General features: G+C 69.7%; 13 protein-coding genes. 9 read left to right on the forward strand and 4 right to left on the reverse strand.

What is annotated here, in order from left to right; translation table 11 throughout:
- Positions 1-180 precede the first annotated feature (180 nt).
- Together ACQ5SO_RS20100 and ACQ5SO_RS20105 are read right to left on the reverse strand one after the other, a co-directional pair.
- A complete protein-coding gene (locus ACQ5SO_RS20100) occupies positions 181-1,626 on the reverse strand; it encodes a helix-turn-helix domain-containing protein (protein ID WP_430943438.1) in 1,446 nt (481 codons plus the stop codon).
- Complete coding sequence (locus ACQ5SO_RS20105; RefSeq protein WP_430943439.1) at positions 1,623-2,726, reverse strand: DUF4240 domain-containing protein; 1,104 nt, start codon at positions 2,724-2,726, stop codon at positions 1,623-1,625. Before ACQ5SO_RS20105 ends, ACQ5SO_RS20100 begins: the two co-directional genes overlap by 4 nt.
- A gap of 145 nt (positions 2,727-2,871) precedes the next feature.
- Between ACQ5SO_RS20105 and ACQ5SO_RS20110 the strand changes: the two genes are divergently transcribed.
- From ACQ5SO_RS20110 to ACQ5SO_RS20130, 5 genes are all read left to right on the forward strand, one after another.
- Entirely contained in the window at positions 2,872-4,404 is a 1,533-nt protein-coding gene (locus ACQ5SO_RS20110; RefSeq protein ID WP_430943440.1) for an acyl-CoA carboxylase subunit beta, read from the forward strand.
- 358 nt (positions 4,405-4,762) lie between these two features.
- Entirely contained in the window at positions 4,763-5,158 is a 396-nt protein-coding gene (locus tag ACQ5SO_RS20115; protein WP_430943441.1) for a RidA family protein, read from the forward strand.
- Between the two features lie 40 nt (positions 5,159-5,198).
- Positions 5,199-5,660, forward strand: coding sequence for a hypothetical protein (locus tag ACQ5SO_RS20120; protein ID WP_430943442.1), 462 nt, complete (start codon positions 5,199-5,201; stop codon positions 5,658-5,660).
- Between the two features lie 96 nt (positions 5,661-5,756).
- Complete coding sequence (locus tag ACQ5SO_RS20125; RefSeq protein WP_430943443.1) at positions 5,757-6,011, forward strand: hypothetical protein; 255 nt, start codon at positions 5,757-5,759, stop codon at positions 6,009-6,011.
- Positions 6,012-6,226: 215 nt separating this feature from the next.
- A complete protein-coding gene (locus ACQ5SO_RS20130) occupies positions 6,227-8,224 on the forward strand; it encodes an acetyl-CoA carboxylase biotin carboxylase subunit (RefSeq protein ID WP_430943444.1) in 1,998 nt (665 codons plus the stop codon).
- A gap of 123 nt (positions 8,225-8,347) precedes the next feature.
- On the opposite strand, the gene ACQ5SO_RS20135 is transcribed toward ACQ5SO_RS20130, so the two are convergent.
- Positions 8,348-8,764, reverse strand: a complete 417-nt coding sequence (locus ACQ5SO_RS20135; RefSeq protein ID WP_430943445.1) for a DUF4174 domain-containing protein — start codon at positions 8,762-8,764, stop codon at positions 8,348-8,350.
- A 174-nt stretch (positions 8,765-8,938) separates the two neighbouring features.
- Between ACQ5SO_RS20135 and scpA the strand changes: the two genes are divergently transcribed.
- Positions 8,939-11,074, forward strand: coding sequence for a methylmalonyl-CoA mutase (gene scpA / locus ACQ5SO_RS20140; protein ID WP_430943446.1), 2,136 nt, complete (start codon positions 8,939-8,941; stop codon positions 11,072-11,074).
- 294 nt (positions 11,075-11,368) lie between these two features.
- Here scpA and nhaA read toward each other — a convergent pair whose 3' ends face one another.
- Positions 11,369-12,577 carry a Na+/H+ antiporter NhaA gene (gene nhaA, locus ACQ5SO_RS20145; RefSeq protein ID WP_430943447.1) on the reverse strand — a complete coding sequence of 403 codons (1,209 nt, stop codon included), beginning with the start codon at positions 12,575-12,577 and terminating at the stop codon, positions 11,369-11,371.
- Between the two features lie 222 nt (positions 12,578-12,799).
- On the opposite strand from nhaA, the gene ACQ5SO_RS20150 reads away from it, so the two are divergent.
- The 3 genes from ACQ5SO_RS20150 to prpE all read left to right on the forward strand — a co-directional run bounded on the left by ACQ5SO_RS20150 (position 12,800) and on the right by prpE (position 18,217).
- Positions 12,800-13,675 carry a class I SAM-dependent methyltransferase gene (locus ACQ5SO_RS20150; protein WP_430943448.1) on the forward strand — a complete coding sequence of 292 codons (876 nt, stop codon included), beginning with the start codon at positions 12,800-12,802 and terminating at the stop codon, positions 13,673-13,675.
- Between the two features lie 100 nt (positions 13,676-13,775).
- Complete coding sequence (locus ACQ5SO_RS20155) at positions 13,776-16,073, forward strand: NADP-dependent malic enzyme (RefSeq protein WP_430943449.1); 2,298 nt, start codon at positions 13,776-13,778, stop codon at positions 16,071-16,073.
- 251 nt (positions 16,074-16,324) lie between these two features.
- Positions 16,325-18,217, forward strand: a complete 1,893-nt coding sequence (gene prpE, locus ACQ5SO_RS20160) for a propionate-CoA ligase PrpE (protein WP_430943450.1) — start codon at positions 16,325-16,327, stop codon at positions 18,215-18,217.
- Positions 18,218-18,362: the final 145 nt, after the last annotated feature.

An 18,362-nucleotide genomic window follows, 5' to 3' on the forward strand; every position in this document is an offset into this window, starting at 1 on the left:
AAAGCCGAAAGAAGCGTCCGCCCTTCCACATCCCCAGCAACGGCTTTCCCGTTCACACGCATCGAAACGATCGTCATCGGCGCAACCTCCCAGAGTGCATCGCCGGACGCGGGCGCGGCGGATCCGCGGGCGCGTCCATTAACAGAATCCAGAGGATCGTGGCCGGGTGCGGCGGGGGGGTCAATCCGAGTCCGGCGATATGGCGCCTTGGTCGTACAACGCGTAAGGCAGCACGTCGCGCCGGTCCCGCTCGACATGGATCGCGGCGCGCAGCGGTGGGACCGAGCGCTGGTGACAGTTGCGCCGCTCGCAGATCCGGCAGGACACCCCGATCGGCTCGAACGCCGCGTCGCGGGTCAGGTCGAGATCGTCGGCATAGACGAGGCGGCCCGCGTGTCGGATCTCGCAGCCCAGCGCGATGGCGTAGCGGCGGGTGGGGGCGCGGAAGCCGCCGCCCGGCTTGCTCACATCCATGGCCAGCGAGATGTAGCGGGTTCCGTCCGGGGTTTCGGCCAGCTGGCGCAGCAGGCGGCCCGGGGTCTCGAACGCCTGGTGCACGTTCCAGAGCGGGCAGGCCCCGCCATAGCGCGCGAACTGGAGCCGCGTGGCCGAGTGGCGCTTGGTCACCGTCCCGGCCTGGTCGACGCGGGCGAAGAAGAAAGGCACCCCCTTGGCGCCCGGGCGCTGGAGGGTCGAGAGGCGCTGGCCCACCTGTTCCAGCGACGCGCCGAAGCGGTCCGACAGCGCCTCGAGGTCGTGGCGCTCTCCGTCCGCGGCGTCGATGAACTGCGCATAGGGCATGATCGCCGCCCCGGCGAAATAATTGGCGAGGCCGATGCGGCAGATCTCCCGCGCCTCCTCGGTGCGGAACCCGGCGAGGTCGAGCGTCGCCTCGATCAGCTCGTGGTGGAACAGCAGCGCGACCTGGTGGGCGAGCTGGAAGGCCCGCGTCGGCGCCGGCGCGCGGGCCGAGAGGGTGATGACCTCGCCGTCGAAGCGGCGCAGCGGGCCGTCGGCGGAAAGCGCCACCTCGACCCCCTTGCGCGCGGACAGCCAGGCGGCGAGGCGGGCGGTGCGGTCCTCGCCCGGCCCCGCATCCGCCAGGCCCGCCTGCGCGGCGAAGCCCTCGGCCGCCTTGTCCACGGCGTCGATATAGTTGTCGCAGTAATGGAAGAAGTCGCGCACCTCCTCCCAGGGCAGGGGGGCGAGGCTGTCGTCGCCGCGCCCGAGGGCGGCGTCGAGGGACGCGAGCCGCTCGTTGGTCTGCCGCCAGGTGCGGTGCAGCTGCAGGAAGGCGCGGGCCAGCGCGGGGGCGTTGGAGGCGGCGAGCTGCAGGTCCGCCACCGGCGGCATGGCGCCCGCGAAGACGGGATCGGCCAGCGCCTCCTTCATGTCCGCCACCATGCGGTCGGATTCGCCCACGGAAAGGCGCGACAGGTCGAAGCCGAACCGGTCCGCCAGCGCCAGCACCACCGCGGCCGAGAGGGGGCGGTGGTTGTTCTCCATCTGGTTGAGATAGCTCAGCGAGATCCCAAGCGCCTCGGCGAAGGCGCGCTGGGTCAGGCCCGCGCCGCGTCGCGCCTCGCGCAGCTCCACCCCGGCATAGAGTTTCTGGGAACGGGTCATGGGGCCTCCGTCGCGGCGGCGATGCGGGGCAGGAGGGTCGGCAGATCGCCTTCCTCCCACGCCGGGCCGGCCAGCTTCATCTTCATCGCGCGCAGCGGGCGCATCGGCTTGCCCGCGCGCATCTCGTGCGCCTCGGCGGGGGCGGCGAGGAGGGCCGCGAGGTCGCCCTGGACCGGGATCCGCGGGTCGAACCCGTCGGGATCGGCCAGCGCCTGCGCATGGGCGGCGCGCCCGGCCAGGATCAGCCCCGCGCGGAACCCGTCGAAAGCGTCGTCCGAGCAGCCGCCGCGCAGAAGCCAGGCCAGCGCCCAGATGTCCGCGCGATACGCGGCCTCGAGCTTTTCCAGCGCCATCATCCCGAACCTGCGGATCTCCCCCGGCCTGTAGGCCGCGAGGCGGTCGGGCAGGTCGGCGAGCCGTTCGGCGGCGGGGACCGCCGGGTCGCCGATCAGCGTCCAGAACAGGTCCTCGTCCATCTTCGCCGGGTCGGGCTTGTCCGCGCGGGGGGCGGGGGCGCCGGTCTCCATCTCCGCGATCCAGCGGTCCCATTGGGCCAGCTCGCGCGCATCGGCCCCGAGGCGGGCGCATTCGGCCCGCCCCTCGCGCAGCTGCGGCAGGCATTCGGCCCTGAGGGCGGCGAGGCGCGCCGCGGTCTTCTCGAAGCCTTCGTGCTGCTCGGCCTCCGGGGCGCCGGTCCGCGGGTCGGGGCGGAAGCCCTTGCGGACGAAATCGGCATGGGCCCGGACATCGGTGCGCAGGACCGCGCAATGCGCCCGGCGCATCCGGCGCACGCGCTCGGGCTGGCCCAGCGCCTCGAACCGGGCCATGGCGTCGCGCTCGGCGTCATAGAGGGTCGCGCCCGCATCCTCGGGGCCGCGGGTGTAATACCGCTCGAGCCGCGCGTGCAGGCAGCGGTCCCAGTACTGCGCCATCATCCAGTCATGCGCGGCGGCGTAGTGGGCGTGGTAGAGCGAGGCGCCCGGGACCGCCTCGAGGGCGCCGCGATCCGAGAGCGCGACGACATGGCTGATGAGCCGCTCCGAGTCCTGCTCGGGGTCGTCGAAGCGGGGTGTGAAACCCCGTGCGGCGTCTGGGATCATGGCGGGCTCCGTGGCGGAAAGTTCGCAAATTCGCAATTTGCAGGCGTGCGACTTTGTAAACTACGCATATCCACGATTCAATCGTTTCGCAGGCGCGAAAGGAAAGATAGTGTCGCCGCCGAACCAGGGATGCGGAGGGAGCCCAATGCAGAACATCCTCGAAGAGCTTGAGCAGCGCCGCGAGACCGCGCGCCTTGGCGGCGGTCAGCGCCGGATCGACAGCCAGCATGCCAAGGGCAAGCTGACGGCGCGCGAGCGGATCGAACTGCTTCTCGATGCGGACAGCTTCGAGGAATACGACATGTTCGTGGCCCATCGCTGCACCGATTTCGGCATGGAAGAGCAGCGCCCCTATGGCGACGGCGTCGTCACCGGGTGGGGCACGATCAACGGCCGCCAGGTCTATGTCTTCTCCCAGGACTTCACGGTGTTCGGCGGCTCGCTGTCGGAAACCCACGCGCTGAAGATCTGCAAGGTCATGGACATGGCGATGCGCAACGGCGCGCCGGTCATCGGCCTGAACGATTCCGGCGGCGCGCGCATCCAGGAGGGCGTCGCCTCCCTCGCCGGCTATGCCGAGGTGTTCCAGCGCAACATCATGGCCTCGGGCGTCGTCCCGCAGATCTCGGTGATCATGGGCCCCTGCGCGGGCGGCGCGGTCTACTCGCCTGCCATGACCGACTTCATCTTCATGGTGAAGGATTCGTCTTACATGTTCGTCACCGGCCCCGACGTGGTGAAGACGGTGACCAACGAAGTCGTCACGGCTGAAGAGCTCGGCGGCGCCTCGACCCACACCAGGAAGTCCTCGGTCGCCGACGGCGCCTTCGAGAACGACGTGGAAGCGCTGGAAGAGGTCCGCCGCCTCGTGGACTTCCTCCCCCTCTCGAACCGCGAGAAGCCGCCTGTGCGGCCCTTCTTCGACGCGGTCGACCGGCAGGAGGACTCGCTCGACACCCTGGTGCCCGAGAACCCGAACCAGCCCTACGACATGAAGGAACTGATCCTGAAGATCGCCGACGAGGCCGATTTCTTCGAGATCCAGGAAGACTTCGCCAAGAACATGATCACCGGCTTCATCCGCATGGAGGGTGAGACCGTGGGCGTCGTCGCCAACCAGCCGATGGTGCTGGCGGGGTGCCTCGACATCGACAGCTCCCGCAAGGCCGCGCGGTTCGTGCGCTTCTGCGACGCGTTCTCGATCCCGGTGCTGACGCTGGTCGACGTGCCGGGCTTCCTGCCGGGCACCTCGCAGGAATACAACGGCGTCATCAAGCACGGCGCGAAGCTGCTCTTCGCCTATGGCGAGGCGACGGTGCCGAAGGTGACCGTCATCACCCGCAAGGCTTACGGCGGCGCCTATGACGTCATGGCCTCCAAGCACCTGCGCGGCGACGTGAACTACGCCTGGCCGACCGCCGAGATCGCGGTGATGGGCGCCAAGGGCGCGGTGGAGATCCTGTACCGCTCGGAGCTGGGCGATGCGGAGAAGATCGCCGAGCGCACGAAGAACTACGAGGACCGTTTCGCGAACCCGTTCGTGGCGGCCGAGAAGGGCTTCATCGACGAGGTGATCATGCCCAAGTCGACCCGCCGCCGCGTCGCCCGCGCCTTCGCGGCGCTGCGGAACAAGAAGCTCGAGAACCCCTGGAAGAAGCACGACAACATTCCGCTGTGAGGGGCGCATGAAGTGGGTTGAGGAGATCTACGAGGCGTTCGAGGAGCTCGGTGGAGCTGCTCGATACGCAGACCTGTACGAGTACATCGAGAGGACGACGGATCGCGATCTTACTCCGCATTGGAAGGCCTCCGTGCGACGTACCATCGAAGATCACTCCAGCGACTCGGCAAACTTCAGGTCCAAAGATCTCTTCGCCCATCTTGGGCATGGGTTCTGGGGCATTCGAGGGCTCGAGATCGACGAGGACTTTCTCATCCGGAGGGAGACTGAAGAGCCGAAGGATGTCGTTGATAGGGTTTTGGTGCGGGAGCACACACGCTCGTTCCCGACTTCCCGACAGTGGCCTGAGTCCAATGTGACCTACCACATGGTTCCCGGCGCCCCGACGCCCGTAGGCCCCTTCCAACACGCGGCCGAGGATGGCGGCTGGGTGTTCCTGACCGGGCAGATGCCCACGGACCCCGCCGCCCCCGACGCGCCGCTCCCGGACGGGATCGAGGCGCAGGCCACGCGGGTGATGGACAACCTCAAGCTGGTGCTGGAGGGCCTCGACCTCTCCTTCGCCGACGTCTCGATGTGCCGGGTGTACCTGACCGAGTTCAAGCGCGACTTCGCCGCCTTCAACGCCGTCTACACCCGGTATTTCGAGCCCGGAAAACTGCCCGCCCGCACCGCCATCGGGGTCACGGCCCTCGCTGTCGACGCGCTGGTGGAGGTGGACTGCATCGCCCGGCGACCCGACGCCGCTTGACGCTGCGCGCAACAGACGAACCGCAAGGACCCGACCCGACATGACCGCCCGCTGGCGCATCACCCACGAAGACGACGTCGCCCGGATCGCCCCGGCCCGCGGCCCGGCGCGCATGGACCTCGCCGTCCATGCCGCCTGGGACGTGCCCGCGCCGCGCGTCGAGGGGCTGTCGCGCCGCCGCTTCCGGGTCGAACACGCCCGCCAGATCCGCCAGGACCTGTGGCGCGCCCTCCAGCGCACCCGCGGCTTCGTGCCGGTGGTCGAGGTGATGACCGACCATTCGGGCGAGGGCGCGCAGGGCGACGGCGCGGTGGATGCGGGGGCGGAGGCCGGCGCCGTGCGCGTCATGGTCACCGCCGGGGGCCGCATCGACGCCCCCCAGGCCCCCCGCGCGGCGATGGAGGAGACGGTCCACGCGCTCCTCTCGAACCCCGAGAACCGCCGCCGCTGGCGCCGCCATGCCGCGCGCCGCGCCCGCCCGCGGCCCGGGGACGCGCTGTAATGATTAACGATTTCGCATATGTTGCCCTCCAGGCTGGTCCCGCCCTCGACGCGGGGCCGTCCCGCGCCACCTGTGGTGGGGAAGGAGCGACCCGTCATGCAGCAACGCGAACCCTACGACCCGTTCAAGCTGGTCCGCTTCGTGGCCAAGCACGCCCTGCACGGGGTGCTCGCGGGCTGGACCACGCTGCTGGCGATCCTGTGGCTGGACATCGGCGGCTTCGGCACGCTGGTGCATGGCTCCGAGGACCGCGAGCTGATCTCGGCCATGCTCGCCGGGGCGTTCGGCACGACCTTCGGGCTGGTGGGCATCATGTGGGGCGTCCTCGTGATCCTGCCGGACGAGGACTGACCGCCGCGCCCCTGGCGCGAGGACTGACCTCCGCGCCCGCCGCCGCGGACATCCGCATCACCGATACCACGCGCCGCGCCGTCATGGCCCGGCGCTCCGCACCCATGCGCCTGCGCGCGGCCGCCCCCCGGCGGCCCGTTGCGGGCGGTTTTCTTTCCGTCGGCGCGCCTGCGTCCGAAGCCAAGGCGCGCCCGTTCGGGCGCTGAGGAGGGCACATGTTCAAGAAGATCCTGATCGCGAACCGGGGCGAGATCGCCTGCCGCGTCATCAAGACCGCGCGCAAGATGGGCATCCAGACGGTCGCCGTCTACTCGGACGCCGACAAGCACGCGCTGCACGTGCGCATGGCCGACGAGGCGGTGCATATCGGCCCGCCCCCGGCCTCGGAATCCTACATCGTCATGGACAAGATCCTGCAGGCGATCAAGGACACCGGCGCCGAGGCCGTGCATCCCGGCTACGGCTTCCTGTCCGAGAACGCGAAATTCGCCAAGGCGCTCGAAGACCTCGGCGTCGCCTTCATCGGCCCGCCCGCCGGCGCGATCGAGGCGATGGGCGACAAGATCACCTCGAAGAAGCTGGCCCAGGAAGCCGGCGTCTCGACCGTCCCGGGCTACATGGGCCTGATCGCCGATGCCGACGAGGCGGTGAAGATCTCCAACGAGATCGGCTACCCGGTGATGATCAAGGCCTCCGCCGGCGGCGGCGGCAAGGGCATGCGCATCGCCTGGACCGACGACGAGGCGCGCGAGGGCTTCCAGCTCTCGAAGAACGAGGCGAAGTCCTCCTTCGGCGACGACCGCATCTTCATCGAGAAATTCGTCACCCAGCCGCGCCATATCGAGATCCAGGTCCTCGGCGACAAGCACGGCGAGTGCATCTACCTCAATGAGCGCGAGTGCTCGATCCAGCGCCGGAACCAGAAGGTGATCGAGGAGGCCCCGTCGCCCTTCCTCGACGAGGCCACCCGCAAGGCCATGGGCGAGCAGTCCGTGGCGCTGGCCAAGGCCGTGGACTACTGCTCGGCCGGCACGGTGGAGTTCATCGTCGACGGCGACAAGAACTTCTACTTCCTCGAGATGAACACCCGCCTGCAGGTGGAACACCCGGTGACCGAGCTGATCACCGGCGTGGACCTGGTGGAGCAGATGATCCGCGTCGCCTGGGGCGAGAAGCTGTCGCTCAAGCAGTCGGACATCGGCATCAACGGCTGGGCCATCGAATCCCGCCTCTACGCCGAGGATCCGTTCCGCAACTTCCTGCCCTCCATCGGCCGCCTGACCCGCTACCGGCCCCCGGCGGAAGAAGCCACCGCGACCCGCGCCGTGCGCAACGACACCGGCGTGTTCGAGGGCGGCGAGATCTCGATGTTCTACGACCCGATGATCGCCAAGCTCTGCTCCTGGGCCCCGTCCCGCGGCGAGGCGATCGAGGTGATGCGCGACGCGCTCGACGGGTTCGAGGTCGAGGGCATCGGCCACAACCTGCCCTTCTGCGCCGCGGTGATGGACCACCCGAAATTCATCTCGGGCGACATCTCCACCGCTTTCATCGAGCAGGAATACCCCGAGGGCTTCGAGGGCGTGACCCCGGACGCCGAGACCGCCGTGCGCCTCGCCGCCGTGGCCGCGTACCTGAAAGAGGTGCGCGAGGAGCGTGACGCGAAGATCTCCGGCGCCATGCGCAACCACGCCCGCACCGTCGACCCGAACTGGGTGGTGACCGTGGCCAAGACCGACTACCCGGTCGAGCTCTCGGCCATCGACGAGGGCGCGCGCGTCGCCATCGACGGGCGCGAGGTCGAGGTCCACACCCGCTGGACCCCGGGCGACAGCCTGTGCCACGCCACCGTCGACGGCGCGCCGATGACCATCAAGATCGACAAGCATGGCGCGGGCTTCCGCATGCGCTATCGCGGCGCCGACATGGTGGTCACCGTGCGCAACCCGCGCGCGGCCCAGCTGGCGCAGCACATGATCGAGAAGCTGCCGCCGGACACCTCGAAGATGCTGCTCTGCCCGATGCCGGGCCTCGTGGTGTCGATCAACGTCGAGGTCGGCGACGAGGTGCAGGAGGGCCAGGCGCTCTGCACCGTCGAGGCGATGAAGATGGAGAACGTGCTGCGCGCCGAGAAGAAGGCCGTGGTGTCCAAGATCAACGCCGCGGCCGGCGACAGCATGGCCGTCGACGAAGTGATCATGGAATTCGAGTGATCCATGCCGCCGCCGCCCCGGGGTCCGTGAAGGGATCCCCGGGGCGGGGGCAGGGGCCTTCGGGCCCCGCGAGGGGGGAGGGCCTTCGGGCCCCCTCAGGGGGATGAAGCGCGGGCCGGGGGCCTAGCGCCGCCCCATCTCCCGCTGCCGCATCGGCATCCGGTCGATCATCCGGGTGACGTCGTCGGCGGTGATGACGACCGGGCGGCGCAGCTTGATCTCGCCGTCCTTGCCGATGAGCAGCACGTTGAACCCGTGCGGGCGGTACTTGCGGCGCAGCGCGCTGCGCTCGGACCGCGGCTCGGGGGCGGTGTCGGTCAGGATGACCACGTCCCGCTCGGCCAGCGCCTCCGCCTCGCGCTCCAGCTCCTGGAGCTGGCGCACGAAGCGCGGGTCGCGGTCGCTGTCGGCGAAGACGATCACGGGCCGCGCGGTCCAGAGGTACTCGGCCATCGGGTCCTCCTCCTGCGCTGCAGCCCCGAGGGGCGCGGCGAGGATCACGAGGGCGGCGGCGGCACGGGCGCGAAGGCGAGGGGACATGGGTTCTCCGAAGTCTGGACGCCCCGGACAGATAGGGCGGCGCGGGCGCTTTGCGAAGGGCCGGGCCGCGGAAACGGGCGCCGGGCATGGCCGCGGCGCCGGGATGGATCGGACGGGCGCGCGCCCGCCGCCAGGAAGGCCCCCTGCGCGGGGGAACAGGGACCGGAGGAACCGATGAGCGACGACAAGCTTGAGAAATGGCGCGAGCTGGCGCGCAAGGAGCTGAAGGGCCGCGACCCCGAGGAGCTGACCTGGAACACGCTCGAGGGGATCGACGTCAAGCCGCTCTATACCGAGGCTGACGTCGAGGGCCTGCCGCACCTGGGCGGCGTGCCGGGCATGGCGCCTTACGTGCGCGGCCCGCGGGCGACCATGTATGCGGGCCGTCCCTGGACCATCCGCCAGTATGCGGGCTTCTCGACGGCCGAGGAATCCAACGCCTTCTACCGCAAGGCGCTCGCCGCCGGGCAGCAGGGCGTGTCGGTGGCCTTCGACCTCGCGACCCATCGCGGCTACGACTCGGACCATCCGCGCGTCGTCGGCGACGTGGGCAAGGCGGGCGTCGCCATCGACAGCGTCGAGGACATGAAGATCCTCTTCGACGGCATCCCCCTCGACAAGATCTCGGTCTCGATGACCATGAACGGCGCGGTGATCCCGATCCTCGCCAACTTCATCGTCACGGGCGAGGAGCAGGGCGTGGACCGCGCGGTCCTCTCGGGCACCATTCAGAATGACATTCTGAAGGAGTTCATGGTCCGCAACACCTATATCTACCCGCCCGAGCCCTCGATGAAGATCATCGCGGACATCATCGGCTTCACCTCCACGGACATGCCGAAGTTCAACTCGATCTCCATCTCCGGCTATCACATGCAGGAGGCCGGGGCGAACCTGGTGCAGGAGCTGGCCTTCACCATCGCGGACGGGCGGGAATACGTGCGCGCCGCGCTGAAGGCGGGCCTCGACGTCGACGCCTTCGCGCCGCGCCTGTCCTTCTTCTTCGCCATCGGCATGAACTTCTTCATGGAGGCCGCCAAGCTGCGCGCCGCCCGCCTGCTGTGGTCGCGGGTGATGGAGGAGTTCGCGCCGAAGAAGCCCGGCTCGTCCATGCTGCGCACCCACTGCCAGACCTCGGGCGTGTCGCTGCAGGAGCAGGACCCCTACAACAACGTCATCCGCACGGCCTATGAGGCGATGTCGGCGGCGCTCGGCGGCACCCAGTCGCTGCACACCAACGCTCTGGATGAAGCGATCGCGCTGCCGACCGAATTCTCTGCCCGCATCGCGCGCAACACCCAGCTGATCCTGCAGGAAGAGACCGGGGTCACCAAGGTCGTCGACCCGCTCGCCGGCTCCTACTATGTCGAGAGCCTGACCAATGAGCTGGTCGAGAAGGCCTGGGCGCTGATCGAAGAGGTCGAGCAGATGGGCGGCATGACCAAGGCCGTCGCCTCGGGCATGCCCAAGCTGAAGATCGAAGAGGCCGCGGCCATGCGCCAGGCCAATATCGACCGCGGCGAGGAAGTGATCGTCGGGGTCAACAAGTACCGCCGCGAGACCGAGGACCCGATCGACATCCTCGACGTCGACAACGTGGCGGTGCGCAAGTCCCAGGTCGCCCGGATCGAGAAGATCCGCGCGACCCGCGACCAGGCCGCCTGCGACGCGGCGCTGGCGGACCTGACGAAGGTCGCCGAGAGCGGCGAGGGGAACCTGCTCGCCGCCGCCGTCGAAGCCGCCCGCGCGCGGGCCACGGTCGGGGAGATTTCGGACGCCATGGAGAAGGTATTCGGGCGCCATCGCGCCGAGGTGAAGACGCTGTCGGGCGTGTACGGCGCCGCCTATGAAGGCGACGCGGGCTTCGCCCAGATCCAGAAGGACGTCGAGACCTTCGCCGAGGAAGAGGGCCGCCGCCCGCGCATGCTGGTGGTCAAGATGGGCCAGGACGGCCATGACCGCGGCGCCAAGGTGATCGCCACCGCCTTCGCCGACATCGGCTTCGACGTCGACGTGGGCCCGCTGTTCCAGACCCCGGAAGAGGCCGCGCAGGACGCCATCGACAACGACGTCCACGTGGTCGGCATCTCCTCGCAGGCCGCCGGGCACAAGACGCTGGCCCCGCAGCTGATCAAGGCGCTGCAGGACCAGGGCGCGGGCGAGATCCTGGTGATCTGCGGCGGCGTGATCCCGCAGCAGGATTACGAGTTCCTCAAGTCCGCCGGGGTGAAGGCGATCTTCGGGCCGGGGACCAACATCCCCGAGGCCGCGAAGAACATCCTCGAGCTGATCAAGCAGGCCCGCGCCTGAGGCGCGCATGAAAAAGGCGCCCGCCCCGGGACCGGGGCGGGCGCCGACGCTTTCGCCTGCAGGCGCCCCGTCCGGGGGCGGCTGCGGGGCGGACCGGACCCCCGGTCAACAGGGGGCCGAACCAATGCAAACCGGGATTGGAAACGCGCCATGGACGGCATGGGCAGCTTCGTCGGGGGATCGGGTCGGCCGGATGGCCGGGCCCCCCTCGCGTCGCCGCGCCGCGCCGCGCCGGGCGGGACGCTCAGCGGGGCGCGCGCGGGGGGATCCCCCGCGCGCGCCCCGACCTCTTCTTCACTCGGCGGCCGCCGCGGTCTCGGCCTCGGCCTCGTCCTTGCGCCCGGCCTGGGCCGAGGGCGCCATCAGCAGCACCAGCGCGCCGATCACGCCCGCGACGCCGGACCCGAACATGACGCCGAGGCGCACCTCGTTCTGCAGCTCGGGGGTCGAGAAGCTCAGCCCGCCGATGAACAGCGACATGGTGAAGCCGATGCCGGCGAGCAGCGACAGCCCGTGGACATGCAGCCAGCCCATGCCGTCGGGCAGCCTGGCCATGCCGGTCTTGACCATGATCCAGGCGAAGCTGAACACGCCGATCTGCTTGCCGAAGAACAGGCCCGCGGCGATGCCCAGCGGCACCGGGTCCATCAGGCTGCCGAAGGTCATGCCGGTGAAGCTGATGCCCGCGTTGGCGAAGGCGAAGATCGGCAGGATCGCGAAGGCCGACCAGGGGTGCAGCGCGTGCTCGAGGCTGTGCAGCGGCGACTTGCCCCAGCGGTCCTTGAGCGGGATGAAGAACGCCGTGACCACGCCCGCGACGGTGGCGTGAACGCCCGACTTCAGCACGAAGAACCACAGCGCGGCGCCGACGATCAGGAAGGGCGCGATGCGGTGCGTGCCGCGCCAGTTCAGCCAGGCCAGGACCGCCAGCGGCACCAGCGCCGACTGCAGGTAGGTCATCTTCAGCTCGGCCGTGTAGAAGGCCGCGATGATCAGGATGGCCGCGAGGTCGTCGAGGATCGCCAGCGTCAGCAGGAAGATCTTCAGCGACGGGTGCACGCGGTTGCCCAGCAGCGCCAGCACGCCCAGCGCGAAGGCGATGTCGGTGGCCGCCGGGATCGCCCAGCCGCTGATCGTCACCGGGTTCCCCCAGTTGATCGCCGCGTAGATCGCCGCGGGCACCAGCACGCCGCCGATCGCCGCGACGCCCGGCAGGGCCACGGCCGAGGGCTTCCTCAGCCGCCCCTCGAGCATCTCGCGCTTCAGCTCCAGCCCCACCAGCAGGAAGAAGATCGCCATCAGGCCGTCATTGATCCACAGCAGCATGGACTTGGCCACGCCCTCCCCGTCCACGGTCACGGCCACGGGCAGGTTGAGGAATTCGTGGTAGATCGGCGAGAGGGAGGAGTTGCTGACGATCATCGCCAGCGCGGCGGCGAGGGCGAGCACGACGCCCCCTGCCGCCTCGTGGGCGAAGAACCGTTCAAGCGTGCGGGATACCATCGGAGAAACCTTCTTGTTGATCTTGGGCGCGCGCTCTTCCGCGCGCAGGTCGGGTCTGCGTGCGGGGGCACGCGGGCTCGGCGGGGCGCGGAGGGGCCCCGCGGCGCGGCGCGCCTGGTCAACGGGATCTCCACTTCTGGTGACATAGGGTTGAAAGGCCTTTCAGCAAGCCCTATCGGCGCCGCGGCGCACCGCCGCGTTCCGCGCCGGATCGGAGTCGCCATGTCCACCGTCTCGCCCGCGTCCCCCGCCCAATCCGCCGAGCAGCCCGCCCGGCCGTTCGACCTGCTCGCCCCGCCGCCCGAGGGCGCGTCGGGCGGGCGCAACCTCTTCGCCCCGTTCCAGGCCCGCGCCTGCCTTTCGGTCGCCTGCGATGCGGCGGCGGCGCAGGCCGGTCTGCCGGCGCTGCAGGGCCTCTCGGTCGACGCGGCGATGCAGCTCGCGCTCCAGCGCACCGCGCCGATCCCCGGCTCCTGCGTCAAGGCCTGGGCGGCGGGCGATGACGGCCCGCTGCGCGCCCAGGTCGAAAGCCGCGGTCCGCTGATCGTCGCCTCGGCGATCGAGGCCGCGCGCGCGGATGCCGAGGAAATGGCCCCGCATCTCGACTGCGTGCGCGGCGGCACGCTGGTGGATATCGGCTGCGGGCATGGCCTCGTGACCGCGTTCCTGTCGCGGATGCTGTCCCCGGCCGAGGTGATCCTCGTCGATATCGAGCAGAGCGCCTATCGCGGCCATTTCTGGGGCGCGGAAGGCGCCGGATACGCCCAGCTTTCCATCGCCGGCGCGCTCTGCGCCGCCGAGGGGCCCGCGGTGCGGCTGGTCAACCCGACCCGCGATCCGCTGCCCGAAACCGGCTTCGACGCGGCGATTTCCACCTGGTCCTGCGGGTTTCACTACCCGGTCGGGGGCTATGCCGAATTCTTCGCCGCGGGAATTCGCCCCGGCGGCGCCGTTTCACTCGACCTGCGGATGAAAAAGGTCGAGCGTGAGATGGACGCGCTCGCGGCGCTGTCGCGCATTGCGCCCGCGCAGGAAATCGGCAGAACGCCGAAGATGCGTCGCATGTTGTTCCGCCGCCCGGCGGGGCCCGCGACATGAACTGAACACGCGCGCCGGGGGGATCGCCCGCCCGGCGCCGCGCGCGAAAGGGCCCGGACACAAGGGCCCCGCGCAAACGGGAAGAGAAGGACGGAGCGCCATGAGCGTCGAGGACGACAAGACCCAGTCGAACCGCCAGGCGGCGCTGGATTACCACCGCCTGCCGAAACCCGGCAAGCTCGAGATCCGGGCGACCAAGCCGCTGGCCAACCAGCGGGACCTGTCGCGGGCCTACTCGCCGGGCGTGGCCGAGGCGTGCCTCGAGATCGTCAAGGACGAGAAGGCCTCCTACGACTACACCAGCCGCGGCAACCTCGTGGCCGTGGTCTCCAACGGCTCGGCCGTGCTGGGCCTCGGGAACATCGGCGCCGCCGCCTCCAAGCCGGTGATGGAGGGCAAGGCGGTCCTGTTCAAGAAATTCGCCAATATCGACTGCTTCGATATCGAGGTGAACGAGCCCGACCCGCACAAGCTCGCCGACATCGTCACCGCGATGGAGCCCACTTTCGGGGCCATCAACCTCGAGGACATCAAGGCGCCCGACTGCTTCATCGTCGAGGCCGAGTGCCGTCGGCGGATGAACATTCCCGTCTTCCACGACGACCAGCACGGCACCGCCATCGTCGTGGGCGCCGCGCTCTACAACGCGCTGCGCGTGGCCCGCAAGAAGATCGAGGACATCAAGATCGTCTCGACCGGCGGCGGCGCGGCGGGCATCGCCTGCCTCAACCTGCTGCTGTCGCTCGGCGCGCGGCGCGAGAACGTGCATCTCTACGACATCCACGGCCTCGTGCATGAAGGCCGCAACGTCGACATGAACCCGCAGAAGGCCGAGTTCGCCCAGCCGAGCGAGGAGGGCGAGGAGCCCGCGACGCTGACCGAGGCGATCAAGGGCGCGGACATGTTCCTCGGCCTCTCCGCCGCCGGGGTGCTGAGCCGCGAGATGGTCGCGACGATGGCCGACAAGCCGATCATCTTCGCGCTCGCCAACCCGAACCCCGAGATCGTGCCGGAGGAGGCGCGCGCCGCCAAGCCCGACGCGATCATCGCCACCGGCCGCTCGGATTACCCGAACCAGGTCAACAACGTCCTGTGCTTCCCCTTCATCTTCCGCGGCGCGCTCGATGTCGGCGCGACCGAGGTGAACGAGGCGATGAAGCTGGCCTGCGTCAAGGCGGTCGCGGACCTCGCGATGCAGGCCGGGTCCGCCGAGGCGGCGGCGGCCTACCAGGGCGAGCGGCTGGTCTTCGGCCCCGAATACCTGATCCCCAAGCCCTTCGATCCGCGCCTGCTGGCCGCCGTCGCCAGCGCCGTCGCGCAGGCGGCGATGGACAGCGGCGTCGCCACCCGCCCCATCGCCGAGATGACCGCCTATCGCGACAAGCTGGAGCACTCGGTGTTCCGCTCCGCCCTCGTGATGCGCCCGGTCTTCGAGGCCGCGGCCCAGGCCGACCGCCGCATCGTCTTCGCCGAGGGCGAGGATGAGCGGGTGCTGCGCGCCGCCCACGGGATGCTCGAGGAGATGACCGACAAGCCGATCCTCGTCGGCCGTCCGCGGATCATCGAGCAGCGGCTGGAACGTTACGGCCTGCCGCTCAAGCTCGGGACCGATTTCTCGGTGGTGAACCCCGAGGACGATCCCCGGTATCGGTCGTACTGGGAGACGTATTACCGCCTGATGGCCCGCCGCGGCGTCACCCCGGCGCTGGCGCAGGCGATCATGCGCACCAACACCACCGCCATCGCCGCCGTCATGGTCCATCGCGGCGAGGCGGACAGCATGATCTGCGGCACCTTCGGCCAGTACCTGTGGCACCTCAACTACGTCACCCAGCTGCTGGCCAAGCCCGAGCAGCAGCCGGTCGGCGCGATCTCGCTCATGCTGATGGAGAACAACCTCGTCTTCATCGCCGACACCCATGTGCATCCCGACCCGACCGCCGAGGAGGTCGCCGAGATCTGCATCGGCGCCGCCCGCCACGTGCGCCGCTTCGGGCTGGAGCCGAAGGTGGCGCTGCTGTCGCATTCGCAGTTCGGCAACCTCGACACGGAATCGGGCCGCAAGATGCGCGCCGCCATGGACCTGCTGGACCACCGCCGGGTGGACTTCCAGTACGAGGGCGAGATGCATGCCGACGCGGCCCTGAACCCCGAGCTGCGCGAGCGGGTGTTCCCGCACAGCCGCATGACCGGCGCCGCCAACATCCTGGTGCTGCCCAACGCCGACGCCGCCTCGGGGATGCGCAACATCCTCAAGACCATGGCGGGCGCGCTGGAGGTGGGGCCGATCCTGATGGGCATGGGCAACCGCGCCCATATCGTCACCCCCTCGATCACCGCGCGCGGGCTGCTGAACATCAGCGCCCTCGCCGGAACGCCGACCCATGTCTACGCCTGAGGGCGAAGGCATGACCCCGCGCGCCCCAGGGCGAAGCGGCTGAGAGAAAGGGCGGGCGCGCCCGGCCCGGCGCGCCCGTCCGGCGCCGATGCGCGGGGGGGAGCCCCCGTCCATCGGCTTCGCGCCGCCCGCGATCCCCGGCCCGGGATCGCGTCGCGGCCAAGGCCCTTGCCGCGCGCGCTTGGAACATCGGCGCGGCGGGGCGGATGCGCGGGCGCAAACAGGCCCGCGCCCCAAGGAGGAGAAGACCCATGGGTTACAAAGAGGTTTACGAAGGCTGGAAAGCCGATCCCGAGGCCTTCTGGATGGAGGCCGCGGGCGCGGTGGACTGGTTCGAGAAGCCCACGAAGGCGCTCTCGGACGAAAACGCCCCCCTCTATGAATGGTTCGCCGACGGCGTGACCAACACCTGCTTCAACGCGGTCGACCGCCATGTCGACGCCGGCCGCGGCGCGCAGGCGGCGATCATCCATGACAGCCCGGTGACCGGCACCAAGCATGTCATCACCTTTTCGGAGCTGAAGAACCGCGTCGCCGCGCTCGCCGGCGCGCTGCGCGCCAAGGGCGTCGAGAAGGGCGACCGCGTCATCATCTACATGCCGATGGTCCCCGAGGCGCTCGAGGCGATGCTCGCCTGCGCGCGCATCGGCGCCGTGCACTCGGTCGTGTTCGGCGGCTTCGCGGCGCACGAACTCGCGGTGCGCATCGACGACTGCAAGCCCAAGGCGATCATCGCCGCGTCCTGCGGGATCGAGCCGGGCCGCGTGGTCCATTACAAGCCGCTGCTCGACGGCGCGATCGAGCAGTCGGCGCACAAGCCCGACTTCTGCGTGATCTTCCAGCGCGAGCAGGAGGTTGCGCACCTGGAGGAGGGCCGCGACGTCGACTGGCACGCCTTCCAGTACGGCGTGGCCCCGGCGGACTGCGTGCCGGTGAAGGGGAACGATCCGCTCTACATCCTCTACACCTCCGGGACCACCGGCCAGCCCAAGGGCGTCATCCGCCACAATGGCGGGCACATGGTGGCGCTGACCTGGACGATGAAGAACATCTACAACGTCGCCCCGGGCGACGTGTTCTGGGCGGCCTCGGACGTGGGCTGGGTCGTGGGCCACAGCTACATCTGCTACGGCCCGCTCCTGAACGGCAACACCACCATCGTGTTCGAGGGCAAGCCCGTCGGCACCCCCGACCCGGGCACCTTCTGGCGGGTGATCTCGGAGCACAAGGTGCGCTCCTTCTTCACCGCGCCGACGGCCATCCGCGCCGTGCGCCAGCAGGACCCGAAGGGCGAGTTCATCGGCAAGTACGACATGTCCTGCCTGAACGCGCTGTACCTGGCGGGCGAGCGCGCCGACCCGGCGACCATCGAGTGGTCGAAGGACCTGCTGAAGGTGCCCGTGGTCGACCACTGGTGGCAGACCGAGACCGGCTGGGCCATCGCCGCGAACCCGCTGGGGATCGAGGCCATGGAGATCAAGCTCGGCTCGCCGACCGTGGCCATGCCCGGCTACGACGTGCAGATCCTCGACGAGGCGGGGCACCCGATGAAACCCGGCGAGCTTGGCGCGATCGCGGTCAAGCTGCCGCTGCCGCCGGGCACCCTGCCGAACCTGTGGAACGCCGAGGCGCGGTTCCGCAAGTCGTATCTCGACCACTTCCCGGGCTACTATGAGACCGGCGATGCGGGGATGATCGACGAGGACGGGTACCTCTACATCATGGCGCGCACCGATGACGTCATCAACGTGGCGGGCCACCGGCTTTCGACCGGCGCGATGGAGGAGGTCCTGGCCTCGCACCCCGACGTCGCCGAATGCGCGGTGATCGGCGCGGCGGACGAGCTGAAGGGCCAGGCGCCCATGGGCTTCCTGGTGCTCAACGCCGGCGTGAACCGCCCGCACGAGGAGATCACCAAGGAATGCGTCAAGCTGGTGCGCGACCAGATCGGCCCGGTCGCGGCCTTCAAGATGGCGCTGGTGGTCAAACGCCTGCCCAAGACCCGCTCGGGCAAGATCCTGCGCGCGACCATGGTCAAGATGGCCGACGGGCAGGAGTTCAAGATGCCCGCCACCATCGACGATCCGGCGATCCTGGACGAGATCGCCGCGTCGCTGAAGGAGATCGGCTACCCGAAGGCGTGACGTCTTTGCGGTAGCGGGGCAGGGGGCGCGCCCGGGCGCCGGCGCGCCCCTTGTCATTTGGTGGGGATATGGGGGGGGGGGGGGGGGGGGGGGGGGGGGGGGGGGGGGGGGGGGGGGGGGGGGGGGGGGGGGGGGGGGGGGGGGG

Source organism: Rhodovulum sp. DZ06, assembly GCF_050586345.1.
Lineage (GTDB): Bacteria > Pseudomonadota > Alphaproteobacteria > Rhodobacterales > Rhodobacteraceae > JBOCEF01.

Excerpts from the sequence above, each read along its gene's own strand:
- ACQ5SO_RS20100 (WP_430943438.1), bottom strand. The coding sequence starts at position 1,626 with ATGACCCGTTCCCAGAAACTCTATGCCGGGGTGGAGCTGCGCGAGGCG.
- prpE (WP_430943450.1), top strand. The coding sequence starts at position 16,325 with ATGGGTTACAAAGAGGTTTACGAAGGCTGGAAAGCCGATCCCGAGGCC.
- ACQ5SO_RS20105 (WP_430943439.1), bottom strand. The coding sequence starts at position 2,726 with ATGATCCCAGACGCCGCACGGGGTTTCACACCCCGCTTCGACGACCCC.
- ACQ5SO_RS20155 (WP_430943449.1), top strand. The coding sequence starts at position 13,776 with ATGAGCGTCGAGGACGACAAGACCCAGTCGAACCGCCAGGCGGCGCTG.
- ACQ5SO_RS20130 (WP_430943444.1), top strand. The coding sequence starts at position 6,227 with ATGTTCAAGAAGATCCTGATCGCGAACCGGGGCGAGATCGCCTGCCGC.
- ACQ5SO_RS20120 (WP_430943442.1), top strand. The coding sequence starts at position 5,199 with ATGACCGCCCGCTGGCGCATCACCCACGAAGACGACGTCGCCCGGATC.
- ACQ5SO_RS20150 (WP_430943448.1), top strand. The coding sequence starts at position 12,800 with ATGTCCACCGTCTCGCCCGCGTCCCCCGCCCAATCCGCCGAGCAGCCC.
- ACQ5SO_RS20135 (WP_430943445.1), bottom strand. The coding sequence starts at position 8,764 with ATGTCCCCTCGCCTTCGCGCCCGTGCCGCCGCCGCCCTCGTGATCCTC.
- ACQ5SO_RS20125 (WP_430943443.1), top strand. The coding sequence starts at position 5,757 with ATGCAGCAACGCGAACCCTACGACCCGTTCAAGCTGGTCCGCTTCGTG.
- ACQ5SO_RS20110 (WP_430943440.1), top strand. The coding sequence starts at position 2,872 with ATGCAGAACATCCTCGAAGAGCTTGAGCAGCGCCGCGAGACCGCGCGC.
- nhaA (WP_430943447.1), bottom strand. The coding sequence starts at position 12,577 with ATGGTATCCCGCACGCTTGAACGGTTCTTCGCCCACGAGGCGGCAGGG.
- scpA (WP_430943446.1), top strand. The coding sequence starts at position 8,939 with ATGAGCGACGACAAGCTTGAGAAATGGCGCGAGCTGGCGCGCAAGGAG.